The organism is Kribbella lupini, assembly GCF_039529595.1.
Taxonomy (GTDB): Bacteria; Actinomycetota; Actinomycetes; order Propionibacteriales; family Kribbellaceae; genus Kribbella; species Kribbella lupini.
This window is the reverse complement of sequence record NZ_BAAANC010000002.1, coordinates 353,117-379,386: the sequence shown is the minus strand read 5'-3', so window position 1 is coordinate 379,386 and position 26,270 is coordinate 353,117. Positions and strand designations below refer to the sequence as shown.

The following is a 26,270-nucleotide window of genomic DNA, read 5'->3' as shown; positions in this document are numbered from 1 at the left end:
GCCACAGATGTCGTTGCTGGTCAAGGGCGGGACCGTCGTCGGGCCGACCGGGGCGCACCCGGCGGACGTGCTGATCGAGGGGGAGAAGATCGTCGCGCTCTTCGACCCCGAGCACAGCGCGCAGGTCACCGCCGACGAGGTGATCGATGCCGCGGGCAAGTACGTGATCCCGGGCGGGATCGACGCGCACACGCACATGGAGCTGCCGTTCGGCGGTACGGCGGCCAGCGACACGTTCGACACCGGGACCCGGGCGGCGGCCTGGGGCGGGACGACGACGATCATCGACTTCGCTGTCCAGCGAACCGGTGAGGTGGTCCAGGACGGGCTCGCGGCCTGGCACGCCAAGGCCGAGGGCAACTGTCACGTCGACTACGCGTTCCACATGATCCTCGGCGGGGTCGACAACGACGCGCTGAAGGCGATGGACCAGCTGGTGGCCGACGAGGGGATCACCAGCTTCAAGCTGTTCATGGCCTACCCCGGTGTCTTCTACTCCGACGACGGCCAGATCCTGCGCGCGATGCAGACCGCCCGCGCGAACGGCGCGATGGTGATGATGCACGCCGAGAACGGGATCGCGATCGACGTCCTGGTCCAGCAGGCGCTGGCCCGTGGTGAGACCGACCCCATCTACCACGGCATCACGCGGCCGCCCGCGCTGGAGACGGAGGCGACGAGTCGCGCGATCGCGCTCGCCGAGGTCGCCGAGGACTGCCCGCTCTACATCGTCCACCTGTCGGCCAGCGGTGCACTCGAAGCCGTCGCGGCCGCGCGCGACAAGGGCCGCAACGTCTTCGCCGAGACCTGCCCGCAGTACCTGTACCTGACGCTGGAGGACCAGCTCGGCGCGCCCGGCTTCGAGGGCGCGAAGTGGGTCTGCTCGACGCCCCTGCGCAGCAAGCACGAGTCGCACGCCAGGGACCTGTGGAAAGGGCTCCGCAGCAACGATCTCGCGATCGTGTCGACCGACCACTGCCCGTTCTGCATGAAGGACCAGAAGGAGCTCGGCCGCGGCGACTTCTCCAAGATCCCGAACGGGATCGGCGGGGTCGAGCACCGGGTCGACCTGGTCTACCAGGGCGTCGTCGACGGGCAGCTGTCGCTGGAGCGCTGGGTGGAGACGATCGCGACCACGCCGGCGCGGATGTTCGGGCTGTACCCGCGCAAGGGCGTGATCCAGCCCGGCGCGGACGGCGACGTCGTGGTCTACGACCCGAACGGGACGACCCGGATCAGCGTCGAGACGCACCACATGAACATGGACCACTCGGCGTACGAGGGGTTCGAGATCAGGGGACATGTCGACACGGTGATCTCGCGCGGCGCGGTGATCGTGGCCGATGGCAACTACCATGGGCGGAAGGGACACGGGCGGTACCTGCGGCGCGGCTTGTCGTCGTACCTGGTCTGAAGGGGGAATCCGGTGGACTTCGGAGTGGTGTTCCAGTGCGATCCACCGGCCTCGGCCGTGGTGGAGCTGGCGGTCGAGGCCGAGCGGGCCGGGTTCAGCCACGTGTGGACGTTCGACTCGCACCTGCTCTGGCAGGAGCCGTTCGTGATCTACCCGCAGATCCTCGCCGCGACGCAGCACGTCGTCGTCGGCCCGATGGTGACCAACCCGGGGACTCGGGACTGGACTGTGATCGCGTCGCAGTTCGCGACGCTGAACGAGCTGTTCGGGAACCGGACGGTCTGCGGGATCGGTCGCGGTGACTCGGCACTGCGCACGCTCGGCGCGAAGCCGGGGACGATCGCGGAGCTGAAGCAGTGCGTCGAGGTGGTCCGCGAGCTGGCCTGCGGGCGCACGGTCGAGTACCGCGGGCAGCAGCTGAAGTTCGCCTGGGTCGAGAACGGCGCGCTCGAGGTGTGGGTGGCGGCGTACGGGCCGAAGGCGCTGGCGGCGACCGGGCAGGTCGGCGACGGGTACATCCTGCAGCTGGCCGATCCCGACATCGCCGCGTGGATGATCTCCGCCGTCCGGAGTGCGGCGGAGGAGGCCGGCCGGGATCCCGCGGCGATCAAGTTCTGCGTCGCGGCGCCGGCGTACGTCGGGGACGATCTCGCGCACCAGCGCGACCAGACCCGGTGGTTCGGCGGGATGGTCGGCAACCACGTCGCCGACATCGTCGCCCGGTACGGCGCGAGCGGGACCGTCCCGCCCGCGCTGACCGACTACATCAAGGGCCGCGAGGGCTACGACTACGCCGAGCACGGCCGCGCCGGCAACAGCCACACCAGCTTCGTCCCCGACGAGGTGGTCGACCGGTTCTGCATCCTCGGCCCGGTCGAGAACCACCTCACCCGGCTCCGCGAGCTGCAGGCAATCGGCGTCGACCAGTTCGCCGTCTACCTCCAGCACGACGCGAAGCAGGAGACCCTGGAGGCCTACGGACGGGACATCATTCCTGCGCTGTGATCACGGGGTCCAGCGGAAGGCGCCGGGGAGGAGATCGGTGGCGATGATGCTGCCGGGGCCGTTCTCGCTGGGCAGGATCACGCGGATGCCCGGGTGGTAGTCGACCAGGATCTGGCGGTCCCGGCCGCAGGGGGCGAACAGCCCCCGGCCTTCGTTGCCGACGGCGACGATCGTGGTCAGCTCCCGGGCGCCCTCGGCCCGGGCCCGGCCGAGGGCGACCAGCTCCGCGCACGGTCCACCGAGGAAGTGGTACAGGTTGATCCCGGCGAACATCCGGCCGTCCACCGCGCGGACCGCGGCGCCCATCGTGTAGATCCCGTCCGGACCGTCGGTGTTGGCGTCGACGGTCCGGCGGGCCAGCTCGATCAGCTCCTCGTCGGCGGCGGTCAGGGGGTGCAGGTCGAGCACGTGGCTACCTTTCGGGCGGGCCGTACGGGAAGATCCCGGCCGGGTCGTAGGTCGTGCGGATCTCGGCGAGGCGCTGGAACGTCTCGGCGGGCCAGCAGGCTTCGTACGAGCCAGGGACGGTGAGGCCGCCGGCGTAGTTGACGTTGTGCTCGGGGGACTTCCAGGGCTCGAGCGGCTTCAGGACAGCCTCGGCCGCGGACGGAAGGACACCGGCGAACAGCGACGGGTCGGGCGCGCCGATCAGGATCAGCGTGTACGACGCACCGCGGCCGCCGACGGCGCTGCCCTCGGGGACGTCCCTGGCGACCGCGCCGCCGAGGTGGCGGATCTCGACCGCCACGAAGGGGATCTGCTGCGCGGGACCCGCGACGCCGAGGAACGTCTCGACGAAGTCCGCGTCGAGGTCCGTCAGCAGCTGCCCGCGGTCCCAGCCGGGGCCGGGGTCGCGCGGGTCGTTGTGGATGTCGGCGATGCGCGCGGCGGGCATTTCCTGGACCGCGTCGATCAGCACGGTGCCGGCGTCGCGCATCGGCTGGAGCAGGCGCTCGCCCTCGGCGACGTCCACGTGCGGCGACCGGCCGCCGGCGGGATCGCCGACGTAGGCGAAGCGCAGGCCGAGGACCGTCCTGCCGCGCAGCGGTTCGGGGATGAACTCCAGCGGCGGCAGGCGCAGGACGACCACCGACGAGGTCGCCTCGCGCGGCAGCGTCTTGGTCCAGTCGACCCAGGCGCCGAAGACCGGCGCGATCTGGTCGGCGTCGAAGAACAGCGTTCCGCCGTACAGGGTGCTGAGCTCGACCAGCTCGAACTCCATCGACGTGACGATGCCGAAGCCGCTCTTGCCGCCGCGCAGGGCCCAGAAGAGATCCGCGTTCTCGTCGGCGTTGACCGTGCGGATCGTGCCGTCGGCGGTGACGAGCCGGAAGCCGCGGGCCCAGTCCGAGGAGAAGCCGAAGTTCCGCGCGAGCGGGCCCAGTCCGCCGCCGGTCGTGTACCCGATGCAGCCGACGTTGTCGGACGCGCCGGCGATCGGCGCGAGACCGTGCTCCGCGGCCGCGGCGATCACCTCGGCCCAGCGCACGCCGGCGCCGATCGTCGCGATCCGGCGCTCGGGATCCACCACCACCCCGCCGAGCCGCCGCGTCGTGACCAGGATGCCGTCGGTCACCGGCACCGCCGAACCGTGGCCGGTGGCCAGCACCCGGACCGGCACGCCCGCGGCAGCAGCGATCCGTACGACGGCCGCCGCGTCCTCCTCCGACGCGATGCCGACGGCAACGTCCGGCGTGTGCACGGTCGCGGTGTTCTGCGCGACGACCTCGGCCGCGAAGCCGTCGTCGGCAGGCGCGAGCACAGGTCCCGAGACCTCCGTGCGCAACTGGTCGATCATGATGGTGCCCCCTCCGGAACTAGGTTTACTCACTGATGCCCGAGCGCTCGACCCCCTCGACGATCCAGCGCTGCAGGAAGACGAACATCACCACCAGCGGCACGATCGCGACACTGGCGGCGACGAAGAGTTGTGGCAGGTTGATGGTCTGCGCGGTCAGGAACGTGGACAGCGCGATCTGCACCGTCCAGGCGCTCTGGTCCGGCGCGATCACCAGCGGCCACAGGAACGCGTTCCACGACCCGATGAACGTGATCGTCCCGATCGCGGCGACGAAACCGGTCGAGTTCGGCACCACGATCCGCCAGAACGTCCCCCAGTACGCCGTACCGTCGAGCTGCGCGGCCTCCTCCAGCTCGCGCGGGAAGTTCAGGAAGTACTGCCGGAACAGGAACGTCGCGAACGCCTGGAACAGCCCGGGCACGATCAGCCCGCGCAGCGTGCTCACCCAGCCGAGCGTGGAGACCAGCACGAAGCTCGGCACGAAGGTCACCGCCGCCGGGATCAGCAGGGTCGCGACGATGAAGTAGAACACCGCGTTCGCGTACCGGAACGGGATCCGCGCCAGCCCGTACCCGGCCAGTCCGGAGATCACCAGGACGCCGACGGTCTGGACGACCGAGATCACCAGCGAGTTGAGCAGCGCCCGCCCGATCGGCACCGCCGGATCGTTGAAGAGGTCAACGATGTTGTGCCACTGCAGCGACGACGGGAAGAGCTTCCAGTCCGGCGAGGTGATGTCCTGCTCGGTCGACAGGCCGTTGCGGACGAGCAGGTAGAACGGCAGCAGGAACAGGATCGCGCCGACCACCAGGACGACGTACCGGACGACCGAGCCGGCCTGGTCCGCGCGGGAGCGCTGGATGTTCGCCATCTCAGTCCTCCCTCTTGCCGAGCCCGAGGAACCTACCCTGCACGAGCGCGACCAACGCGATCAACAGAGTTAGCAGTACCGCGCCGGCGCTGCCGTGGCCGAAGTCCTGGCCCTGCCCGAGCGCCGCGTAGTACAGGTAGACCAGCGGCGGTCGCGCGTACGGCGGGTAGCCGCCGGAGCTCGACAGCAGGTTGTAGAACTCGTCGAACGCCTGGAACGCGTTGATCAGGAGCAGCAGCAGGACGGCGGTCGACGTGGCCCGCAACTGCGGCAGCGTGATGTACCGCAGCACCTTCCAGCCGGTCGCGCCGTCGATCGCGGCCGCTTCGTACAGCGAGGGCGCGATCCGCTGCAGCCCGGCCAGGAACAGGATCATGTAGAACCCGGTCTGCAGCCACATCCGCGCGGACACGATCACCAGCCAGTACCACGGCGGCTGGGTGACCGAGAGCCAGGCGACCGGTTCGGCGCCGAACCAGCCGAGCACGGTGTTGGCCAGGCCGAACCGGACGCCGTTGAAGATCGACAGCTTCCAGATCAGCGACGCCACGACGTACGAGCAGGCGGTCGGCAGGAAGAACACCGACCGGAAGAAGGTCTTCGCGAACCGGGTCCGGTTGACCAGCAGGGCCAGACCCAGCGAGGCCACGAACGTGGTCGGCACGATGAACAGCGCGAACAGCACGAACGTGAACAGGCTGGACCGGAACGCGGAGTCCCGGAGCATGTCCAGGTAGTTGCCCAGGCCCACGAAGTTCGTCGGCGTGACGGTGTTGTGCGCGTCGAAGAAGCTCAGCACCACCGACCAGACGATCGGGACGTAGACGAACACCACCAGCCCGAGCACGAACGGGCCGACGAAGACCACGAACCACAGGTTGCGGTCGTAGCGGCCCCGCAGCCGCGCGGCGAGGGCCGGCATCAGCCGGCGATGCGCTTGAGCTCAGCCTCCACGACGGCCTTGACCGCCTTGATCTCGGTGGCCGGATCGCTGCCGTTCTTGACGATCCGGCTGACCGCGTCGGAGTACGCCGTGCCGGCCTTCGGGGTCCACAGCAACGGGGTCTGGGCGTGGCCGTTCTCGTTGACGAACTTCACCGCGTCGGCGGCCGGGCCGGACTTCAGCTTGTCGGCCTTCTCGGCCAGGCTCTTGCGGGCCGGGATGTGGAACCCGTAGCTCTGCGCCCAGTCGAGCTGCTTGTCGGTCTGGTCGACCCACAGCCACTTGACGAACTTCTTCGCCGCGTCGACGTTCTTCGACTTGGTGCTGACCGAGGAGCCGTACGCGCCGACCGGGACGCTCGGAGCGCCGGTGGAGGCGTCCAGCTTCGGCCAGGGCAGGACGCCGAAGTCGTCCGGCAGCGCCTTCTGGATCACCGGGAACGTCCACAGGCCGGTGAACTGCATCGCGGTCAGTCCCTGGGTGAACGCCGACGGGTCGGACCAGTCGGTCGGTGCCCCGAGCAACAACGCCTTGGAGGTGAACAGCTCGCGCAGCTTGCGCAGCGACTCGGCCGCGGCCGGGTCGTCGAAGCCGAACTGGCCGTCCTCGGTCAGGTAGTCGACGCCGGCCGCCCACAGCGCCGGGCCGCCGAGGATGCCGACGCCGCCGTCGTTGCCGACGAACAGGCCCTTCACCTTGTCGGTGGTCAGCTTCTTCGCGGCCGCGATCAGCTCGTCGACGGTGGTCGGCGGCTGCACCCCGGCCTGCTGGAGCATGCTCTTGCGGTAGACCAGCAGCTGCATGTCGGTGGCCTGCGGGATCGCGTAGAGCTTGCCCTGGTAGGTCACCCGGGACAGCAGTGACGGGGTGAAGTCGCTCTTGGCGTCGCCGAGCAGGTCGGTCAGATCGGCGACCTGTCCGCCCTTGATCATGTCGATCGACGGGCCGTTGCCGTACTCGAACACGTCCGGCCCGCCGTCGGTGAGCAGCGCGGCCGCGGTCTTCTTGTCGTAGTCGCCGGGCGACCACTGGACCGTCACGGTCGCGTCCGGGTACTCCTTGGCGTACCGCTCGACGGCCTGCTGGGTGCCCGCTTCGCCGTACTGGTGGTACCACTGCGCGAGCGCCGGTTTGTCACCCGAGGCGCCACCACCGGAGTCCGAACGGCCGGTGTTCGATCCGCAGCCGGCCACCGCCATCGCGGCGAGACCACCTCCGAGCGCGAGGAAGCTCCTGCGGTTGAACCCGTCTGCACCCGACATCCCGACGTACCTCCAGCTCAGGCGCGGTCCCACGACCCGCGCGACCCTGGTCCGACCCTACGACCGACCGGGTTCCCCGGTGCCCCTTTTCGGCTGGTGATAAATCGCGTGGCGCGCCCGGCTTCGCGCTGTAGGGTGACCGCCATGTGCCGCATGCCGCACTAGAGAGGGCTCGCTGCCGAGCCCATTTCTCGTTCCCCGCCTCGTCGAGGCCGGGACTCTCTAGGAGCGCCTTCTGATGTCCAGCACCACGCGTGCTGGGAGCTACCGTGCTGTCCTCCTGCTGCCGTCCGCGCTGCGCACCTTCGTGCCCGCGCTGGCCGGACGGCTGGCCTACGGTCTGCTCTCACTGTCCACCCTGTTCACCGTCCACGACGCGACCGGCTCGTTCGCCGTCGCCGGAGCGGCCGGCGCGGGCTTCGGCCTCGCGTCCTTGTCGATGCCGTACAAGGCCCGCCTGGTCGACCGCTACAGCCAGCGCCGGGTCCTGCCACCCCTGGCTCTCACCTGTGCGCTCGGGCTCGTCGTCACCACCTTCCTGAGTACGCCGGCCGTGCTGATCGCTCTGGTCACCGTGACCGGGCTCTTCGCTCCGCCACTCGGCCCGTCGATGCGCTCCAACTGGAGGCTCATCACCGAGGAGACCAGCCTCAAGGAACGCGCCTATGCCTTGGACGCGATCTGCGAGGAGTCCCTCTACCTGGCCGGTCCCTTGCTGGCGGGTCTGCTGATCAGTCTCTGGTCAGCACCCGCAGCACTCCTCTGTACGGCGGTACTGCTTGCCGTGGGCACCTGTCTGATGGTCACGTCACCACTGGCCCGCCGGACCACCCCACCGAGTCCGGCCCGGCACCCGCTCGGCCCACTGACCAACGCCGGGCTGCGCAGGATCCTGATCGTCATCCTGGTCACGGCAGCCGGAGTCAGTACGGCGTACCTCTGTGTCGCGGGTGTCGCGCAGGCGCAGGGCCGGCCGGGAACCGCCGGGTTCGTCGAGGCGGGCATCGGCCTCGGCAGTGTGGTCGGCGGCCTGGCGTGGGGGCGCCGGCAGCACACGAGGTCGCACGAGACGCACCTGGCCGGGCTGATCGGCGTACTGGCGGCTGGGCTGCTCGCGGCATCGCTGGTCTCGCACCTGCTGGTGCTGGGCCTGGTGATGTGCGTGTTCGGGGTCGCGGTCGCGCCGCTGTTCGTGTCGTCGTACCTGGCCGCCGACGACCTCACACCGCCCGATCAGCGCACCGAGGCGAGCACCTGGATCAACACGGCCAACAACCTCGGCAGCGCCGCCGGAGCGTCGCTGACCGGGCTGCTGATCGACCGGGCCGGGCCGTCGTACGGGTTCCTGGCCGGAGGGGTGCTGCTGGTGTTGGTGTCCGCGGTGGTGCTGCTGCGGCGTACGAAGTGAGTCGTCAGGCGTCCGAGAGTCGGGCGATGGTCGCGCCGGCCCGGCGGACGATCGGGACCGGGCCTTCGGGGAGGACGTCGCCGATGAAGGTGTAGTGCCGCAGGATGTCGGGATCGACGCCGCCCGGCCGGTGGCGGCTGTGGTCGCGGACCCAGTCGATGATGTCGCCCCACCCGGGCGCCGCCAGCGAGCCCCCGAAGTGCTGGACCGACAGCCCGGCGCACAGGTTGCCGAACGCGAGCCTGTGCGCCAGCGGCCAGCCCCGCAGCGTCCCGAGCACCAGGGAGGCCAGGAACACGTCACCGGCACCGGTCGGGTCGTACGACCGCACCGGCAGCGCCGGGATGTGCTCCTCCTCCCCAGTGGCCGAGTCGATCGCCAGTACGCCGTCCGAGCCGTTGGTCACGACGGCCAGCGGGACCCGCTCGGCCAGCTTGTGCAGCGCGGCCTTGGGGGTGTCGGTCCGGGTGTAGGCCATCGCCTCACCGGCGTTCGGCGTGAAGGCGTGGAAGCCGTCCAGGACGTCGAGCACAGCCGGTGACCAGGTGTCGGTCGGGTCCCAGCCGACGTCGCCGAACAGCAGGGCGCCGGACTCGCGGGCCTCGGCCGTCCAGCTCGGCAGTTCCTCGGCGACCGGCACGATCGCCGAGCGGGTGTTGAGCCCGGGGCCGACCAGCTTGCTCGGGTCGCCGGGCGCCTCGTGCGCGTGGGTGACCATCGCCCGGTCCCGGTCGATCGACATCGAGACCGTGACGGGGGAGTGCCAGTGGCCGATCCGGCGCGAGTGCGACAGGTCGACCTTCTCCTGCTCGGCCAGGGTCCGCCAGCAGAAGTCGGCGTACACGTCGTCGCCGAAGACCGCGGCCAGGCCGCTGCGCAGCCCGAGCCGGCTCGCGGCGATCGCGAAGTTGGCGACCCCGCCCGGGCACGAGCCCATGCCCTCGGCGAAGATCTCCGTCCCGGTCGTCGGGGCGGACTCCAGTCCGGTGAGCACGATGTCCATGAAGACGGTGCCCTGGACGAACACGTCGTAGCCGTCCGGATCTTCCACGTGACGTCCTTGTCGGTGGTGAGTGGTTTGCTGTCCTTCGTAACATCATCGACCGGTCATCACCAGCAATTTGGGAGGCGCTGTGGGGGTGTGTTCGTGATCCCGACCTGGATCTCGGTCGTCGGGGTCGTGATGACCGTGCTGAGCCCGCTGCTGGCGCTCGGCGGCGTCGCCCTGGGCGCGTACCTGACCCGCAAGTCCGACCGCGAGCTGGACACCTGGCGGCACCGCGAGGAGACGATGCGGATGGTCCGCTGGTCGGTCGAGCAGATCCTGAACGACGACGACACCGGGACCGACGCCGGCGTGGTCACGCTGCGTTCACTGATGCGTTCCGAACTGTTGCAGCCCGAGGACTACGAGCTGGTCGCCGCGCTGACCGCCGCCGTCGCCATCGACCGGGTCGGCGAGACGACGTACGCTGAACTTGCCGACGCCGACATCGAGGTGGTCGAGGAAGAAGGAGCCCGCCGATGGCTGAGAAGAAGACCGTGAAGGTCTCCCGTCAGGCCGTGGAGCTGGCCCGGCTGCACGTCGAGGCGGCCCGCCGCGCCGGACGCAAACCGGAGCCCGGAGTCGCCCGGATTGCGGACGCCCGGCCGGAGAACGGCAGCGGTACGGCGCCTGCTCCCGCCTGAGCGCCCTGGTCGGGCGGCACGCCTGGCCGGATCGCCGGCCGGATGCCCCTAGACTGATCGGCGGCCGCTCCCGGTGGCGTACGGTGCTGTGGTGCTCACCGACACGTCGCTCCCTGTTCCCGACCACGGCCGGAATGTCCCGTGATCCGCTTCGAGAATGTTTCCAAGACGTACGAGGGTCAGTCCAAGGCTGCCCTGCTGAACGTGAACGTCGAGATCGAGAAGGGCGAGTTCGTCTTCCTGGTCGGCACCTCCGGGTCCGGCAAGTCGACGTTCCTTCGTCTCGTGCTGCGTGAGCACCGGACCTCCAAGGGCCACATCATGGTGGCCGGCAAGGACCTGAACCGGCTGGCCAGCTGGCGGATCCCGCAGATGCGCCGCCAGATCGGCACGGTCTTCCAGGACTTCCGGCTGCTGCCGAACAAGACCGTCGCGGAGAACGTCGCGTTCGCCCTGCAGGTGATCGGCAAGCCGCGCTCGCACATCCGCAAGACGGTGCCCGAGGTGCTCGAGCTGGTCGGTCTGGACGGCAAGGAGGACCGGCTCCCCGACGAGCTGTCCGGTGGTGAGCAGCAGCGGGTCGCGATCGCGCGCGCGTTCGTGAACCGGCCGATGATCCTGATCGCCGACGAGCCGACCGGAAACCTCGACCCCGGCACGTCGGTCGGCATCATGAAGCTGCTGGACCGGATCAACCGGACCGGGACGACCGTGGTGATGGCCACCCACGACGTCTCGATCGTCGACCAGATGCGCAAGCGCGTGATCGAGCTGGAGAACGGCCATGTCGTCCGCGACGAGTCGCGCGGCGTCTACGGCTACCAGCACTGAGACCAGGGACTACTGACTTATGCGCTTGAACTACATCCTCTCCGACCTCGGTATCGGTCTGAAGCGGAACCTGTCGATGACGATCGCGGTCGTCGTCACCATCTGGGTCTCGCTGTCGCTGTTCGGCAGCGCGCTGCTCGCCCGCGAGCAGGTCGACCTGATGAAGGGCAACTGGTACGACAAGATCCAGATCTCGATCTTCCTCTGCACCAAGGACTCCGGCGGCCGCGGCTGCTCGGGCGCCGAGGTGACCACGGAGCAGAAGAACCGGATCAAGCAGGTGATCGAGTCCAGCCCGGACACCGCGCCCGAGGGCGTCTTCGGTGAGACGAAGAAGGAAGCGTTCGAGCAGTTCAAGAAGCTCTACAAGGACTCGCCGATCGTCTCCACGGTCACCGAGGACCAGATGCAGGAGTCGTACCGGGTCAAGCTGAAGGATCCACAGCGCTACCAGAACCTGGTCAGCGCGGTGGCCGGCCTGCCCGGCGTCGACACCGTGCAGGACCTGAGACAGTATCTCGATCCACTCTTCAAGGCGCTGAACGGATTGCAAGTCGGCGCCCTGGTGGCGGCAGCCCTGCTGCTGGTCGCCGCGCTGATGCAGATCTCGAACACGATCCGGCTGGCGGCGTACGCCAGACGGAGAGAGATAGGCATCATGCGCCTGGTGGGCGCCTCGAACTTCTACATCCAGCTACCGTTCCTGCTGGAAGCGGTGCTGGCGGCCCTGATCGGCGCGGTCCTTGCCTGCGGCACCCTGTGGGTCGGCGTGTACTTCGTCGTCATGCAGCGGGCGCAGGAGACGTTCCGGGTCTGGCAGTGGGTCGGCGCGGCCGAAACCTTCCAGGCGACGCTGATCATGGTGGTGGTCGGACTGATCCTCGCCGTGGTCCCGACATTCCTGACGACGCGGAAATACCTCAAAGTCTGACCCGGGTGACTTATCGTGCAAAGGCACGACAACTCAACCCAGAGCAAGGGGTCGACTGTGGTCCCGCACTTCCCCGGTGCGAACCCGCGTGAGCGGGGACGCATCAAGCGAGACGACAGCATCGGCGCCACCGCCACATCGAGCGATCGGTCGCGCCCGCGACCGGCCGCCCGGCAGACGATTGTCGCCGCTTGCTGCGTTGTCCTGTCCATGACCGCCGGAGCACTGGCGGTGGTTCCGTCTGCCCAGGCGGATCCACCTGATCCGAACGCCCAGAAGAAGCAGCTCGACAGCCAGATCAACCAGTCCAAGGCCGATCTGCACGAGTCCTACGACCAGCTGTCGAAGTCTGTTGCCGCCTACAACCAGGCGGAGACGCAGTACCAGGCCGTCCAGGCCCGGTACGCCGCCGTCCAGGGCAAGCTGGCGGCCGCGAAGGCCGCCGACGTCGTTGCCGCGAGCAAGCTCAAGGCCGCCGAGCAGGCGCTGACCACGGCGCAGGCGAACGTTGCCGAGGGCCAGAAGGAGATCGCCGCCAAGCAGGCGCTCGCCGGTCGCGCGGTGCGTTCGGCGTACCAGCAGCAGAACCCGCTGGTCGGGCTCTCGATCGTGCTGCGCGGGGCGTCACCGGCCGACCTGGCCAGTGGCATGCAGGTGCAGCGCAACGTCTTCGGGATCACCGGGAACGCGATCACCAACCTGAACAACGCGCAGGCGCAGCTGGCGAACAAGCAGGCCAAGCTGGCCGAGGCCGAGCGGATCGTCGCGGAGCAGCGGGCCGAGGCCGCGCGGACCGTCCAGGAGGTCACCGCGCTGACCCAGCAGGTCGCGACGCAGAAGGCCGCGGCGGCCGCTGTCACCGCGACCCGGCTGGTCGCCCAGCAGGCGGCCGAGAAGGACAAGAACTCCGAGCTGGCGCACTACCAGTCGCTGGTCGCTGAGCGGTCCCGGGTCGAGCAGATCCTGATCGCGCGGGCCCGGGCCGAGAAGGCCGCCGCTGCCCGGCGCAAGGCCGCCGCCGAGGCGGCCGAGCGGGCGAAGGCGAAGAAGGAGCACCGCCCGCCGAAGCACGTCCCGGACCCGCCGGACACCGACGGCGGGCTGAGCTTCCCGATCAACACCTACATCACCTCGCCGTACGGGATGCGGTTCCACCCGATCCTGCACTACTGGAAGCTGCACGACGGGACCGACTTCGGCGCCGGCTGCGGGACGCCGATCCACGCCGCCGCGAGCGGGACCGTCACGGACCGTTACTACAACGGCGGCTACGGGAACCGGATCTTCATCGACCACGGCATCATCGGCGGCGACTCGATCACCACCGTCTACAACCACCTGTCGCGCTACAAGGCGCGGGTCGGCCAGCACGTGAAGAAGGGCCAGGTGATCGGGTACGTCGGCACCACCGGCTACTCGACCGGCTGCCACCTGCACTTCATGGTCTACCGCGACGGCCGCGTGACAAACCCGATGAAGTACCTCTAGGCGGTCCCTCCCGGGATTTACGCCGTCCCGGCGCCGCCCAGGCGGGCGCCTCGCGGCGTTGGAGGGGAAGCCACGATGAAACCCGCATCGAGGCTTCCCCTCCGCCTTGCGAGTCACCCACCTGGACGGCGCCGGGTCTGGCGTAAATCCCGGGAGGGACCGCCAGTCGTCTGGGATACTGGTCTGATGGTGAAACAGACCGGCCAGAAGCCGATCGCGCAGAACCGTAAGGCGCGACACGACTACCACATCGACGACGTGGTGGAGGCCGGCCTTGTGCTGACGGGGACCGAGGTGAAGTCCCTGCGGCTGGGCCGGGCCTCCCTCGTCGACGCGTTCGGCTCCGTGCGCGGCAAGGAGCTCTGGCTGCAGAACATGCACATCCCGGAGTACACGCACGGCACCTGGACCAACCACGAGCCACGGCGGACCCGCAAGCTGCTGCTGCACCGCGACGAGATGGAGAAGCTGATCCGCGCGGTCGAGCAGCAGGGCGTCACGCTGGTGCCGCTGTCGCTGTACTTCAAGGACGGGTACGCGAAGGTCGAGCTGGCCACGGCGCGCGGCAAGAAGGACTACGACAAGCGGCACGCGCTGGCCGAGCGCCAGGCGAACCGTGAGGCGCAGCGGGCACTGTCGGACCGCAGCCGGCGCTGAGCGTCGTACTGGCTGAGCCGACCCTGGGGTCGGGTCAGGGGTGGTTCCGGGCGGAACCCGATGGGGCGGACGGGTTTTCGGCGGGAGAGTGGATGCATGTCCACTTCAGAGCTGCTGGTGACGCCGGCCCAACGGGACCGTGCGGTCGAGATCCTGCAAGAGATGTACGCCGACGGCCGGCTGACCCACCTCGAGTTCGACTCCCGGCTCGAGCTGGCGCTGAAGGCCCGCACCCGCGCCGAGCTGAACGGCTCGTTCGACGGGCTGCTGGCCCGCCCGGTCCCCACCTACGCGCCGGCCGCGTTCACCCGCCCGGCGCCGCTGCAGACCTACCAGGGCAAGGGCCGCGGGATGGGCACGATCTCGCACTGGCTCGGCTACCCGACGTTCTTCGTCGGCCCGGCGCTGATCGTCGCGACGGCCGGCAAGGAGAACCCGGTGATCCGCAAGCACGCGGTCGAGGCGACGAACTTCCAGATCAGCGCGCTGGCGGTGTTCACGCTGCTCGGCATCGTCACCGGCATCACCGACGGCTTCACCGGCTTCCTGTTCCCGCTCGTCGGGCTGGTCTGGTTCGTCCTGACTGGCATCGGCGGCCTGGCGGCGATGCTCGGCTCGGAGTTCAAGTACCCGTTCACGCTGCGCCTGCTCAAGTAGCCCCCGCAACTTTTCTCCGGCCGGTCGCATCGAGTGGTTCGTCGATGCCTTCTGGTGACCGGGAAGAGGAGTGGACGGCTGATGGGGTTCTGGGGACGAAGAGCTGTCGGACTGGCGACCGCGGTGGTGTCCGTGCTCGCAGTGTCGAGCGGAACGGCCGGTGCGGCTGATCCACCGGGGACGGTCGAGGTCAACCGGGTGCCGGTGCTACAGCCGGCTATCAAGGTGGTGGGCGCTTCGCCGTACGGGGTGCTGTACCGGGCCAGCCCACGGTCCGCGTCAGGGCGCACGATCACGTGGGTGAAGCCGGCCGGGCGGGCGGCGTACGAGGTCTCGAACGACTTCCACGTGCTGCGCGGGGACAAGGTCTACGCGCCAGGCGGGCGGTACCTGGTGATCGGGCGGACGCAGGAGCAGAGCTGCGCGGCGGATCTGGCGCCGCTGGAGACGTGGACCTGGATCGACGCCGCGTACACCTCCTTCGGCTGGATCGGCACCGGCGGACGCCGGATCCACGTGTCTGCCGCGGGCTGTCAGGTCGGTGGGACCGGGCCGGAAATTCTCGACTACAAGCTGATGGCCGCCGACGAGCAGGGCTACGTGCTGCGCGGAGGGACCGACAACGAACTGGTCGAGCTCGAGTACCACTCGTACGCCGATCCCGCGACCGCGGTGCGGATCCAGGACGGCGGGCACAACAGGTACCCGACCGCGATCGACCTCGAGGGCGACCAGATCAGCTGGGTCAGCTACGACGCGACCGAGCCGGTCGCGCACACGTCGTATGTCGTCCGCTCGACGACCACCGGTGGACCGGCGCGGGTCACCCGGGTCGAGCAGGTGGTGCAGCAGACGGCGATCAACGGGACGGGCACCGGTTGGGCGGGCTGCGACGACAGCGTCGTCGAGGATCGCTGCTCGGCGGGCTCGATCAGCGCTTCGGGTGCTGTGACGGAGCTGAAGAACAGCGAGACGATCGGCGTCCACGGGCAGCGGTACGTCGTCGACGTGTACGGACAGGCGCCCGGGGTCGATGCGATGGCTGTGGTGGGTGACGGCCTGCCGCGGACCAGGCTGGTGACGGTCGGGCTGCTCCCGCCGAAGAGCTTCGATGTCAGCCTCGGGGGCGGGTTCGTCGCGTACCGGGACAACCAGGGGACCGGGCAGCAGTCGCTGCAGCGCCGAAGGGTTGTCGAGACCTCGGGCGGGCTCGTGCTCGGGCCGCAGCGGTCGGCCGGGGAGGTGGCCGCGATCGGTCCCGCACAGGGGAGCGCCGGTACGGCGTACGTGGAACCGGTGCCGAGCGGCGACCTGTGGCTCTGGCGGTCCGACGGCACGCGCACGCGCGTCTACGACAACAGGTCCAGCGCGGACAAGGTCGTCGGCCCGCTGCAGCTCAGCGGGAACCGGCTGCTGTGGATCAAGGCACTGCTGACCGACCAGATGTGTGGGCCGTGGGGCTGCGAGGGGATCTACGACGACCAGCGGATGATGGTGTACGACGTACGGACCGGGACGAGCACGGAGATCGGTCCACTCACCCTCGGCGCGAGGGTGGCGCTGGCCGGGGACCGGCTCGTCTACACCGACAGTGCGTGGCGGATCATGCAGCGGGATCTGCGGAACGGGACGGTGAGCGAGCTCAGGGCGGCCGGACCGCCGGTCAAGAGCCTGGATCTCGAGGGCTCGGTCCTGGGGTGGGCGACCTGCACGACGAACGACTGGGGTGGCTGCGCCGACTCGACGCTCGTCGTACGAGATCTGGCGACGACCGCGGCTCCGGTCGAGCGCGCGGCCTCCGGTGTCAGTGGTGTCCGGGTTTCGGCCGGACAACTGGTCTACACCACCTTGGCGGCGATGGGATCCGGGGCTGAGCTGCACGTGTGGCGTCCTGGCTCCCCGGTCTCGACGATCGGCTCGCTGGCGGGCTGGGGTGTCTTTGACGCCGCGGACGGCAAGGTGGCCTGGATCGGCCCGGACGAGCTGGTCCGGCTCGCTCCGCTGCCGCGCTGAGGAATGTCAGGTGCGGTCGGTGCGTTGGAGTTGGTAGTGTTGGTCTTCTGCGGGCCCCCGGGCCCGTAGGAGTTTGACAACTCAACAGGGGGTGAACGGTTTCGACTTTGGACGTACGTTCCAAGAGAAGCGGGCCGAGGATCCAGGGTTATCTCGTTAACGATCTCTGGAAAACAATAACTGCCGCTAATACGCGTCAGAGCTTCGCTCTCGCTGCCTGACAGCCTGAGCACATAAGAAGCGGTCAGCCCGGGAGTGCTTCCGACCCGGTTCCTGGCCTCAGCTAGGAAGCTTGCTTCGTCAACCCGGTCGCGGGGTTGGCGCGGGACATTTACAGCGACTGAGTCTGTCAGCGACGTGTCTGTACGAGCGCTGGGACTGAGAAAACGACACTTCAGACTGCGCCCGGAGAAGTCTTGGGTCGGCGCCGAAGGACGCGGGTTCGATTCCCGCCACCTCCACCACCCCTTGCGAGTTTGAAGAAGGCCGGCCCCTCGGGGCCGCCCTTCTTCGCGTTCCGGGGAAGACCCCGGCCGCCCGGTGGGTTGCGGGTAGGTATGACGATCAAGCTGGGGTTGATTCTGCCGACGTCCACGCCGGATCCTGCGCGGCCGGTGCTGGGGGATGTGGGAGCGGCGGCTCGGGCCGCGGAGGCGGCTGGGGTGGAGTCGGTCTGGTCGACCGATCACCTGATTGCCAGTGCGCCGATGCTGGACAGCACGGTGGTGCTGGCTACGGCGGCGGCGGTGACTTCGCGGGTGAAGATCGGGTACGGCGTGATGCTGCTCGCGCTGCGGCCGGTGGCTTGGGCGGCGAAGCAGGTGAGTTCGTTGCAGCACGTGTCGGGCGACCGGGTGCTGCTGGGCGTGGGGACGGGAAACCCGGCCCATGGCGACGTCGGATGGCGAGCTGCTGGTACGACGTACAAGGACCGGGGGCGGCGGACCGACGAGGGGTTGCTGGTGCTGCGGGATCTGATCGCCGGGCGTCCGGCGCGGGTCGCGGAGGACTTCGAGGCGGCGATCGCGCCGGGAGCTACGGTGCCACCGATTCTGGTCGCGGGGGATGGCGAGATAGCGATCGAGCGGGCCGCGCGGTTCGGCGACGGCTGGGTGTCGATCGGGCTGAGCCTGGCCGACGTACCGGCGCGGTTGAAGTTGCTGGAGGAGTTGGCCGATCGGTACGAGCGGCCGCGGCCGAGTGTCAGCATCGTTGCGCCGCCTGACCCGGCTCAGGCGGCGGCGTACGGCGAGGCCGGAGTCGAGCGGCTGATCCTGGCTCCCAGTGGTGCTGGGTGGGAGCGCGATTACGAGCAGGCCGCTGAACTCCAGGCTCGGATCAGTTGAGGATCATGCGAGGTTCGCCGTTCTGCAAACCCGGGGCGGCGATGGTGCAGGTGCCGCCTCGGTTTTGGAGGTAGGTCTGGCGGACGCAGGAGCGGAGCGCCAGCTGGCCCCAGTAGTTGGGGTGGATGGACTCCTGGATGAAGTAGTTCGAGCCGACGGTGGTGACGGTGCGGATCTGGTTGATCCACTCGGTGCGGTCGACGGCGGTGGGCTGGGTCCAGGAGGTGAGGCCGACTTCCTCGTACAGGCCGACGGTCTTCTCGCAGAGGCGGCGGCCGTTGAAGGTGGACTGGAGTTCGAGCAGACGGGTGTTGGTCAGGCCGGACTGGCCGATCGCGGCGCGGACGGTGTTGTTGATGGTGGTGAGGGCGGTGGCGTTGGCCCAGTCGGCGTCGGTGTTCCAGAAGCCGCAGCCGCCGACGCTCTGGCGGGTGTAGCCGGACTGGCCGTAGCGGAAGCCGCTGCCGGCCGGGATCGGGGACGGGTAGGTCTGGACCAGCAGGGTCCACGCGGAGTCGGCGTACCCGGCGTTGCGCATCGCCGTCGCGACGTTCTGGAACGCCGTCGCGATCCGGCCCCGTACGGCGGTGACGTTGGCGGCGGTGAAGTTGGCGACGACCGACGAGTCGTCCTTGCAGTAGTCGGGGAACCAGGACGGCGACAGCAGGAAGTCGGTCACGCAGGACTGCACGATCGACGCGAAGTTGAAGTCGTTGCCGCCGATCGACACGACCACCTGCTTGACGTTGTGCGTGGTCGCGAACTGCTGCAGCAGCTTGGCCTGACCGAGCCGGCCGGCGCCGTTGTCGAAGAAGTCGAGGCCGGGCTTGAAGTCGTCGCCGTTCGAGGTCGCCGTACGGGCGCCGGAGCAGGCCAGGTTGAGGCCGCCGACCCCGCCGCCGATGTAAGCCTCGGCGGACTTGCTGCGGTGGCACTTGGCGATCTGCTCGCCGGTCCCGGCCGCGTTGTCGTGGTAGGCGTGCGCGCCGAGCGCGTCGGCGGGCGCCTCGGAGTTGTTCGAGCTGCCGGCCCAGCGGCCGGCCTCGCCCGAGATGTAGGAGTCGCCGACGGTCACGACGTACGGCGTACCGGTGCCCGGTCCGTCGGCGTAGGCGGGAGCGGTGGTGACGACGGTCGCGGTGGTCAGCAGCGCGGCGGTCAGAGCGATGGACAGACGAAGGCTCATGGGCGGTGGCCTTTCTCGCCGGAGGAGCGGCGACCGCTCGGAGCGGTCGCCGTTGCAGCGAGAATGTACTCCCCGGTAAACCAGTCAGAACAGACCGAGAGTACTGACATCTTTGCGCAGTGTCACCGTTGCGTCATTTCCTGGTGAGGATCCCGACCAGCAAGCTGGCGAGTCCGGCCACGCCGAGCGTGATGCTGACCGTGACGAACTGACGGGTGACCACGGAGAACCGCGTGGAGTCGCCTCCGCCGCCGAGCACGAAGAGCGCGGCCAGCAGGACCAGGACGAGGACGGCCCCGGCCAGCAGCACGCCTCCGAGGATGAGGCCGGTCATGCTGAGCCGCCTGTCTCGTTGGGAGTTTGCGTTGGCCCCTCGCCCGTTCTGTGACATGGCTGGACACTATCGGCCCGTCAGGCCTCCGGTGTGGAGTAATGAGCGGCCCACCAGGAGGTCCACCGCTTGTCGAGCTCGTCGCGATCGGTCGCGCCGTACAGGCTGAGCACTGCCATCGCGGCGCCCTCGGGCTTCTGCTCGTTCGGGCCGACGTGGCTCAGGACGAGCAGGCCGTCGCCCCAGCTGTCGACGGTCAGGCCGCGCTGGTTCTCGGAGACGAACCAGACCGTGCCGGTGACGCGCTCGCCGACCAGGTCCAGCCCGTACGGCGTACCGGCGGGCAGGTCCGGGAGCTTGAACTGCTCGGTCCCGGTGCCCGAGTAGAAGAGCGTGCGGCGCGGCTCGTCCGGGTGACGCTCGAGTGCGAACCGGAGTTGGTTGAGGAACGTCGTCCAGCCCTCTGTGATGTCGTCGTAGTACGCCTCCCAGTCGGGGTTGTCGCCGCGCGCCGCCCGGGTCAGCGTGATCTTCGCGCCGCCCTCGTGCGGCTCGACCGCGAACTTGTCGCCGCCCTGGATGTCTAGCACGTGCGCCTCGGCGTCGTCGACCGCGACGTGCTCGAAGTAGATCAGGTCGATCTCCTGGTCGAGGGTTCCCTCGGCGCCCTCGTACTCCCAGCCGTGCCAGTGCCGGATCTTGTCCTTGTCGCGCAGCGCCTCCCACACCGCCTCGACCGGCGCGGCGACGGTGACCACGATCTGCGGGGTCTGCTCGGTCATGCGTCTTCTCCTTCGGTACGGCGTACGGCGGGATGCCCGCCGGCGATCAGGCGGTACGGGCGGCCGCCGGCGGTGTCGAAGGACTCGACCACCTGCCGGACCGCCTCGGTCAGCGCGTCGGTGAACCGGTGCACGTCGCCCGGCTCGGCGAACCGGACCTCGGTCTCCAGCGTGAAGGTGAGCAGACGCTTGCCCGCGGCATCGGCCTTGCGCTGCATCCCGGCCACGTCCCGAACGGTGCCGGCGGCAACTTCCACCAGGTGCTCGGCGGCGTACTGGTCGTGGATCGCGGTGAAGGCCTGACCCATCACGCCGGGGTCGACGACGATCGTCGCCGAGGCTTTCAGGATCCGTTCGACGAACCCGCGGCGCTGCCGCTCTTCGACGAGCTCGACGAGGCCGGCCTTCTCGAGCTCCTTCAGGTGGTAGTTCACCCGCTGCCGAGGGAGCTCCAGTGCCGCGGCCAGTTGGGTCGCCGAGGACGGCTCTCGCAGGAGGTCCAGCAGTTGACGACGGATCGGCGAGAGCGCGATCCGGACGGCTTCGGGCTCGTCGAGGTAACGCTGCATGCGGATCAGCGTCGTATTGACAGATTAATTTGTCAAGAGGCTGCGAGAGGATGACGCCATGGCGATCGAGGGGCCGCAGCTTCCGGTGGGGACTCAGGTGGTGTTGCGGGTGGCCGGGCCGGACGACGTCGGCGGGACCGCTCAGCGTGGGGCGACCGGGCGGATCAGCGGGGTGACGGCCGACGGCCGGTACGACGTGCGGCTGGTGGATGGGCGGTCGACGACGGCTCGGCGGGATCAGCTGAGTTTGCGTACGGCGTACCAGGACGAGGCGATCGGGGTGGAGGCGCCGGACGGGGACGTGCTGGTGCGGGAGCGGACGATCTACGCGGCGGTGGTCGGGTCGCGGGCGTTCGGGCTCGACACGGACCAGTCGGACACCGACACGCGTGGGGTGTACGTCGCCCCGACCGAAGCGTTCTGGTCGCTGGCGAAGCCGCCGACGCACGTGGACGGGCCGGAGCCGGAGTGGTTCTCGTGGGAGGTGGAACGCTTCTGCGAACTCGCCCTCAAGGCGAACCCGAACCTGCTCGAGGTGCTGCACTCGCCGCTGGTCGTCTCCATCACCCCGCTCGGCGAGGAGCTGCTCGAGCTGCGCGCGGCCTTTCTTTCCCAGCTCGCCTACCAGACCTACTCCGGCTACGTGCTGAGCCAGTTCAAGAAGCTGGAGGCGGACTTCCGGCGCGACGGCGCCCCGAAGTGGAAGCACGTCATGCACCTGATCCGCTTGCTGCTGTCTGCTCGCACGCTGCTCACCGAAGGCAAGCTCGTCGTCGACGTGGGCGACGACCGGGACCGCCTCCTCGCCGTGAAGGCCGGCGCCCTCCCGTGGGACGAGGTCGAACGCTGGCGGCTTGCCTTGCACGAGGAACTCGACCGCGCGCTCCAGAAAACCGTGCTGCCTGCGACGCCCGACGTCGCCAAGGTCGACGCCTGGCTCAGGTCGGTCCGTCGGAGAAGCATCGACGCCTGACGCGCCGGCGCGCGTCCATCACAGCTCATCAGAACGCCCGATCACCTCGGTGATCGGGCGTTCTCACGTTGTAGTGCCCGGAGTAGGGGCTTAGGGTACTTACTTAACTGTGTGAAGCATTGACATTCGGCGTGTCAGGGTAAATAGTTCCGTCCTGAAATCAATCAGAAAGCAGAGTGAATCAACAGTGTCGAACATCAAGGTGCTGCAGCTCCGCTCGGCGGGTGTCAGTCTGGTGCTGGACTGCTCCGGTCCGGCCCTTCCGTCGGTTCTGCACTGGGGTGCGGATCTCGGTGAGCTGAGCGAGAACGCTCTGGTTGATCTCAGGCGTGGGGCCGGTGCGGTGCAGACCGGCAACGGGCTCGACGACAACCTGCCGGTCTCCATCGTGCCCGAGTACTCCGCCGGTTGGTTCGGGCTGCCGGGGCTCAACGGACACCGCGACGGCCAGGACTTCTCCGCGTCGTTCCAGCTGCAGAGCGTCGAGCAGGACGGCAACACGGTGACCGTGCGGGCCGCCGACGCCGGCGCGCAGCTCACGCTCGCGCTGACGATCGAGCTGACCGACTCCGGCCTCGTGAAGGCCAAGGCCGATCTGACCAACACGGGCGGTACGCCGTACACGGTCGACGGTCTGGTGCTCGCCCTGCCGGTGCCGACCGAGGCGACCGAGTTGTTCGACATGACCGGCCGGCACATCGGTGAGCGGCACCCGCAGCGGCACGCCTTCACGCAGGGCGCGCACATCCGCGACAACCGCCGTGGCCGCACCGGCGCCGACGCGACGCTGCTGCTGATCGCCGGCACCCAGAACTTCGGCTTCGGCGCCGGCGAGGTCTGGGGCGTGCACACCGCCTGGAGCGGCAACCACCGCTCGTACGCCGAGCGCGGGATGAGCGGGTACGCCGTGATCGGCGGCGGCGAGCTCCTCCTGCCGGGCGAGGGGCGCCTCGAGCCGCAGGGCACCTACCGCACCCCCTGGATCTACGGCTCGTACGGCGTGGGCCTGGACCAGCTGTCGACCCGCTTCCACGAGTACTTGCGGGCCCGCCCGACCCACCCCACCACCGACCGCCCGGTCGTGCTGAACACCTGGGAAGCCGTCTACTTCGACCTCGACCTGGACAAGCTGAAGGCGCTCGCGGACGCGGCCGCCGAGGTCGGCGCGGAGCGGTTCGTGCTCGACGACGGCTGGTTCCGCGGCCGCCGCGACGACCACGCCGGGCTCGGCGACTGGTACGTCGACGAAGGCATCTGGCCGAAGGGCCTGCACCCGCTCGTCGACCACGTCACCGGCCTGGGGCTGCAGTTCGGCCTGTGGGTCGAGCCTGAGATGGTCAACCCCGACTCCGACCTGGCCCGTGAGCACCCGGACTGGATCCTTGCCACCGGCAACCGGATGCCGCCGACCGCGCGGCACCAGCAGGGGCTCAACCTGGGCATCCCGGCGGCGTACGACTACATCCTCGAGCGGCTCGACTCGATCCTGAACGAGTACGACATCTCGTACCTGAAGTGGGACCACAACCGCGACTTCGTTGACGGCGGCAACCAGCAGACCGGGACCGCGGGCATCCACGCCCAGACCCTGGCGCTGTACCGGCTGATCGACGAGCTCAAGCGCCGGCACCCCGGCCTGGAGATCGAGTCCTGCTCGTCCGGCGGCGCGCGCGTCGACCTCGCCGTACTGGAGCGCACCGACCGGGTCTGGGGCAGCGACAGCAACGACGCGTTGGAGCGCCAGAAGATCCAGCGCTACACGCAACTGCTGCTCCCGCCGGAGCTGATCGGCTGCCACGTCGGCCCGCCGAAGGCGCACACCACCGGCCGGAGCCAGACGCTGGCGTTCCGGGCGACGACGGCGCTGTTCGGGCACTTCGGCATCGAGTGGGACATCAGCGCGGCTTCGGCCGAGGAGCGCGAGGAGCTGGCAGGCTGGGTCGCGCTGCACAAGGAGCTCCGGCCGCTGCTGCACACCGGCCGGGTGGTTCGGGCCGACCGTGGCCCGGAGGACTTCCTGCTGCACGGCGTCGTCGCGCAGGACGGGTCCCGCGCGGTCTTCAGCGCCGTACAGCTGACCCAGTCGATCACCTCCGACGTGGGCCGGGTCCGGCTGCCCGGGCTCGACGCCACGCGCACGTACCGGGTCACCAAGCTGGCGACCCCCGGCGCGCAGCCGCGCAACACCGCTCCGTGGTGGGCCGACGGAGTCGAGCTGAACGGCGCCGCCCTGGCCGCGGTCGGGGTCCAGACCCCGGCGCAGTGGCCCGAGAACGCGATCCTGCTGGACGTGCAAGCCATCGACTGAGGAGGAGATCGGCTGTGACCGTGACGACGAGTGCCCCACCGAAGCGACAACGACGAAGGCTCGGGGACCTGAAGGTCGCGATGATCTTCCTGGCCCCGGCCACCCTCGGGTTCGTGGTCTTCTACATCTGGCCGACCCTGCGTGGCGCCTACCTGAGCTTCACCGAGTACAGCCTGCTGCAGCCGCCGGAGTTCAACGGGCTGCAGAACTACGAGCGGATGATCCACGACAGCTTCTTCTGGAACGCGCTCGTCGTCACGGTCGAGTACGTCGTGATCAACATCGGCCTGCAGACCGTGCTGGCGGTGCTGATCGCGATGCTGATGTACCGGCTGACCAAGTCGATCACGGTCCGCGCGGTGATCCTGCTGCCGTACCTGATCGCCAACGTCGTGGTCGCCCTGGTCTGGTACTGGATGCTCGACTTCCAGGTCGGCATCGTGAACCAGGGCCTGAACCTGATCGGGATCGACCCGGTGGCCTTCTTCGGTGACTCGCACTGGGCCATCCCGACCGTGGCCGGGATCAACATCTGGCGGCACATGGGCTACACGGCGCTGCTGGTGTTCGCCGGGCTGCAGACCATTCCGTCGTACGTGTACGAGGCCGCCGAGGTGGACGGCTCGAGCGAGATGCAGACGTTCTGGCGGATCACGCTGCCGCTGCTGCGGCCGGTCCTGGTGATGGTCCTGGTGGTCACCATGATCGGCTCGTTCCAGATCTTCGACACCATCGCGGTGACCACGCAGGGCGGCCCGATCAACGCCACCCGGGTCATCTACTACTACATCTACGAGCGGGCCTTCACCCGGTTCGACTTCGGGTACGCCTCCGCGATGGCGCTGGTGCTGTTCGCGATCCTCGCGGTCGTCTCGCTGCTGCAGCTGCGGCTGCTGCGCGCCAAGGAGAGTGATCTGGCATGAGGAAGTCGCTCACTCCGGGCCGGACCGCCGCTTGGGTCGCCCTGATCGTGCTGATGCTGCTGACCCTGTTCCCGTTCTACTGGATGCTCCGTACGGCGCTGTCGGACAACACGCAGCTGGCCGGGCACCCGAGCTCGCTGCTCCCGGTGGAGACCACGCTCGGCGCCTTCAAGCGGGTGCTTGGGCTGTCGACGGTCGAGGAGGCGCAGGCCCAGGGCGGGTCCGGTGCCGCGGTCAACTTCTGGCTGTACCTGCGCAACTCGCTGATCGTGTCCACCGTGACGACGGTCTGCCAGGTGTTCTTCAGCGCGATGGCGGCGTACGCGTTCGCCCGGCTGCGCTGGCCCGGCCGGGACAAGGTGTTCGCGCTGTTCCTGGCCGCGCTGATGGTGCCGCCGATCTTCACCACGCTGCCGAACTTCGTGCTGATCAAGAACCTCGGGCTGCTGAACAGCTTCGCCGGCATCATCCTGCCGGGCGCGTTCATGACGCCGTTCGCGATCTTCTTCCTGCGCCAGTTCTTCCTCGGCATCAACCGGGAGCTGGAGGAGGCGGCGATGATCGACGGCGCCGGGCACCGCAAGATCTTCTTCGGCATCGTGATCCCGATCAGCGCCGCGCCGATCGCGACGCTGGCGATCCTGACCTACATCAACTCCTGGAACGACTACTTCTGGCCGTTGCTGGTCGGGCAGCAGGAGAACGTCCGGGTGCTGACCGTTGCCCTGGGGGTCTTCCGGTCGCAGACTCCGCAGGGCGGGCCGGACTGGGCCGGGTTGATGGCCGCGACGCTGATCGCGGCGCTGCCGATGATCATCTTGTTCCTGGCCTTCGCCAAGCGGATCACCAACTCCATCGGTTTCTCCGGGATCAAGTGAGGGT

At 68.9% G+C, this 26,270-nt stretch carries 26 protein-coding genes and 1 other RNA gene; 17 read left to right on the top strand and 10 right to left on the bottom strand.

Annotation, left to right across the window (positions count from 1 at the left end; translation table 11 throughout):
• The first annotated feature begins 7 nt into the window (after positions 1-7).
• Together hydA and ABD235_RS15010 are read left to right on the top strand one after the other, a co-directional pair.
• Positions 8-1,414, top strand: coding sequence for a dihydropyrimidinase (gene hydA, locus ABD235_RS15015; RefSeq protein ID WP_344174547.1), 1,407 nt, complete (start codon positions 8-10; stop codon positions 1,412-1,414).
• Between the two features lie 12 nt (positions 1,415-1,426).
• Complete coding sequence (locus tag ABD235_RS15010) at positions 1,427-2,419, top strand: TIGR03842 family LLM class F420-dependent oxidoreductase (RefSeq protein ID WP_344174545.1); 993 nt, start codon at positions 1,427-1,429, stop codon at positions 2,417-2,419.
• On the opposite strand, the gene ABD235_RS15005 is transcribed toward ABD235_RS15010, so the two are convergent.
• Genes ABD235_RS15005 through ABD235_RS14985 form a run of 5 tightly spaced genes read right to left on the bottom strand, consistent with a single transcriptional unit; the run spans position 2,420 to position 7,296 of the window.
• Positions 2,420-2,827 carry a cytidine deaminase family protein gene (locus tag ABD235_RS15005; protein WP_344174542.1) on the bottom strand — a complete coding sequence of 136 codons (408 nt, stop codon included), beginning with the start codon at positions 2,825-2,827 and terminating at the stop codon, positions 2,420-2,422.
• A gap of 4 nt (positions 2,828-2,831) precedes the next feature.
• Positions 2,832-4,217 (bottom strand): FAD-binding oxidoreductase, encoded by a 1,386-nt coding sequence (locus ABD235_RS15000; protein WP_344174540.1) that lies wholly within the window; start codon positions 4,215-4,217, stop codon positions 2,832-2,834.
• 25 nt (positions 4,218-4,242) lie between these two features.
• Entirely contained in the window at positions 4,243-5,091 is an 849-nt protein-coding gene (locus ABD235_RS14995) for a carbohydrate ABC transporter permease (RefSeq protein WP_344174538.1), read from the bottom strand.
• 1 nt (position 5,092) lies between these two features.
• Complete coding sequence (locus ABD235_RS14990; RefSeq protein WP_344174536.1) at positions 5,093-6,013, bottom strand: carbohydrate ABC transporter permease; 921 nt, start codon at positions 6,011-6,013, stop codon at positions 5,093-5,095.
• Positions 6,013-7,296 (bottom strand): ABC transporter substrate-binding protein, encoded by a 1,284-nt coding sequence (locus tag ABD235_RS14985; protein ID WP_344174534.1) that lies wholly within the window; start codon positions 7,294-7,296, stop codon positions 6,013-6,015. The genes ABD235_RS14990 and ABD235_RS14985 overlap by 1 nt, the downstream gene beginning before the upstream one ends.
• 238 nt (positions 7,297-7,534) lie before the next feature.
• Here ABD235_RS14985 and ABD235_RS14980 point away from each other — a divergent pair, with 238 nt between their 5' ends.
• Positions 7,535-8,704 (top strand): MFS transporter, encoded by a 1,170-nt coding sequence (locus tag ABD235_RS14980; RefSeq protein WP_344174532.1) that lies wholly within the window; start codon positions 7,535-7,537, stop codon positions 8,702-8,704.
• Between the two features lie 4 nt (positions 8,705-8,708).
• Here the strand turns inward: ABD235_RS14980 and ABD235_RS14975 are convergent, their stop codons facing one another.
• Complete coding sequence (locus tag ABD235_RS14975) at positions 8,709-9,755, bottom strand: carbohydrate kinase family protein (RefSeq protein WP_344174529.1); 1,047 nt, start codon at positions 9,753-9,755, stop codon at positions 8,709-8,711.
• Positions 9,756-9,851: 96 nt separating this feature from the next.
• Between ABD235_RS14975 and ABD235_RS14970 the strand changes: the two genes are divergently transcribed.
• The 10 genes from ABD235_RS14970 (at position 9,852) to ABD235_RS14925 (ending at position 18,316) form a co-directional block, all read left to right on the top strand.
• Positions 9,852-10,250, top strand: coding sequence for a hypothetical protein (locus tag ABD235_RS14970; protein ID WP_344174527.1), 399 nt, complete (start codon positions 9,852-9,854; stop codon positions 10,248-10,250).
• Positions 10,229-10,393 carry a hypothetical protein gene (locus tag ABD235_RS14965; RefSeq protein ID WP_344174524.1) on the top strand — a complete coding sequence of 55 codons (165 nt, stop codon included), beginning with the start codon at positions 10,229-10,231 and terminating at the stop codon, positions 10,391-10,393. Before ABD235_RS14970 ends, ABD235_RS14965 begins: the two co-directional genes overlap by 22 nt.
• A 141-nt stretch (positions 10,394-10,534) precedes the next feature.
• Entirely contained in the window at positions 10,535-11,224 is a 690-nt protein-coding gene (gene ftsE, locus ABD235_RS14960) for a cell division ATP-binding protein FtsE (protein ID WP_077013482.1), read from the top strand.
• Between the two features lie 19 nt (positions 11,225-11,243).
• Positions 11,244-12,155 (top strand): permease-like cell division protein FtsX, encoded by a 912-nt coding sequence (gene ftsX, locus ABD235_RS14955; protein ID WP_344174513.1) that lies wholly within the window; start codon positions 11,244-11,246, stop codon positions 12,153-12,155.
• Positions 12,156-12,365: 210 nt separating this feature from the next.
• Positions 12,366-13,643 (top strand): peptidoglycan DD-metalloendopeptidase family protein, encoded by a 1,278-nt coding sequence (locus tag ABD235_RS14950; protein WP_344174511.1) that lies wholly within the window; start codon positions 12,366-12,368, stop codon positions 13,641-13,643.
• A gap of 186 nt (positions 13,644-13,829) precedes the next feature.
• Positions 13,830-14,300, top strand: a complete 471-nt coding sequence (gene smpB, locus ABD235_RS14945) for an SsrA-binding protein SmpB (protein ID WP_344174509.1) — start codon at positions 13,830-13,832, stop codon at positions 14,298-14,300.
• A 96-nt stretch (positions 14,301-14,396) separates the two neighbouring features.
• Positions 14,397-14,957 carry a DUF1707 and DUF4870 domain-containing protein gene (locus ABD235_RS14940; RefSeq protein WP_344174507.1) on the top strand — a complete coding sequence of 187 codons (561 nt, stop codon included), beginning with the start codon at positions 14,397-14,399 and terminating at the stop codon, positions 14,955-14,957.
• Between the two features lie 81 nt (positions 14,958-15,038).
• Positions 15,039-16,970, top strand: coding sequence for a hypothetical protein (locus ABD235_RS14935; RefSeq protein WP_344174505.1), 1,932 nt, complete (start codon positions 15,039-15,041; stop codon positions 16,968-16,970).
• Positions 16,971-17,057: 87 nt separating this feature from the next.
• Positions 17,058-17,434, top strand: a transfer-messenger RNA (tmRNA) gene (gene ssrA, locus ABD235_RS14930).
• 93 nt (positions 17,435-17,527) lie between these two features.
• Positions 17,528-18,316 carry an LLM class flavin-dependent oxidoreductase gene (locus ABD235_RS14925; protein ID WP_344174503.1) on the top strand — a complete coding sequence of 263 codons (789 nt, stop codon included), beginning with the start codon at positions 17,528-17,530 and terminating at the stop codon, positions 18,314-18,316.
• Here the strand turns inward: ABD235_RS14925 and ABD235_RS14920 are convergent.
• From ABD235_RS14920 to ABD235_RS14905, 4 genes are all read right to left on the bottom strand, one after another.
• Positions 18,309-19,502 carry an SGNH/GDSL hydrolase family protein gene (locus ABD235_RS14920; RefSeq protein ID WP_344174501.1) on the bottom strand — a complete coding sequence of 398 codons (1,194 nt, stop codon included), beginning with the start codon at positions 19,500-19,502 and terminating at the stop codon, positions 18,309-18,311. The two genes, ABD235_RS14925 and ABD235_RS14920, sit on opposite strands and share 8 nt — an antisense overlap.
• Before the next feature lie 133 nt (positions 19,503-19,635).
• Positions 19,636-19,836, bottom strand: a complete 201-nt coding sequence (locus tag ABD235_RS14915; protein WP_344174499.1) for a hypothetical protein — start codon at positions 19,834-19,836, stop codon at positions 19,636-19,638.
• A 77-nt stretch (positions 19,837-19,913) separates the two neighbouring features.
• Positions 19,914-20,615 (bottom strand): SRPBCC family protein, encoded by a 702-nt coding sequence (locus ABD235_RS14910; protein ID WP_344174497.1) that lies wholly within the window; start codon positions 20,613-20,615, stop codon positions 19,914-19,916.
• Positions 20,612-21,184: an ArsR/SmtB family transcription factor gene (locus ABD235_RS14905; protein ID WP_344174494.1), complete on the bottom strand. Its 573-nt coding sequence runs from the start codon at positions 21,182-21,184 to the stop codon at positions 20,612-20,614. Before ABD235_RS14905 ends, ABD235_RS14910 begins: the two co-directional genes overlap by 4 nt.
• Before the next feature lie 58 nt (positions 21,185-21,242).
• Here ABD235_RS14905 and ABD235_RS14900 point away from each other — a divergent pair, with 58 nt between their 5' ends.
• From ABD235_RS14900 to ABD235_RS14885, 4 genes are all read left to right on the top strand, one after another.
• Entirely contained in the window at positions 21,243-22,157 is a 915-nt protein-coding gene (locus tag ABD235_RS14900) for a nucleotidyltransferase domain-containing protein (RefSeq protein WP_344174492.1), read from the top strand.
• A 187-nt stretch (positions 22,158-22,344) separates the two neighbouring features.
• A complete protein-coding gene (locus ABD235_RS14895; protein ID WP_344174489.1) occupies positions 22,345-24,465 on the top strand; it encodes an alpha-galactosidase in 2,121 nt (706 codons plus the stop codon).
• A gap of 14 nt (positions 24,466-24,479) precedes the next feature.
• Entirely contained in the window at positions 24,480-25,388 is a 909-nt protein-coding gene (locus ABD235_RS14890) for a carbohydrate ABC transporter permease (protein WP_344174486.1), read from the top strand.
• Complete coding sequence (locus ABD235_RS14885; RefSeq protein ID WP_344174484.1) at positions 25,385-26,266, top strand: carbohydrate ABC transporter permease; 882 nt, start codon at positions 25,385-25,387, stop codon at positions 26,264-26,266. The genes ABD235_RS14890 and ABD235_RS14885 overlap by 4 nt, the downstream gene beginning before the upstream one ends.
• The last annotated feature ends 4 nt before the right edge of the window (positions 26,267-26,270 follow it).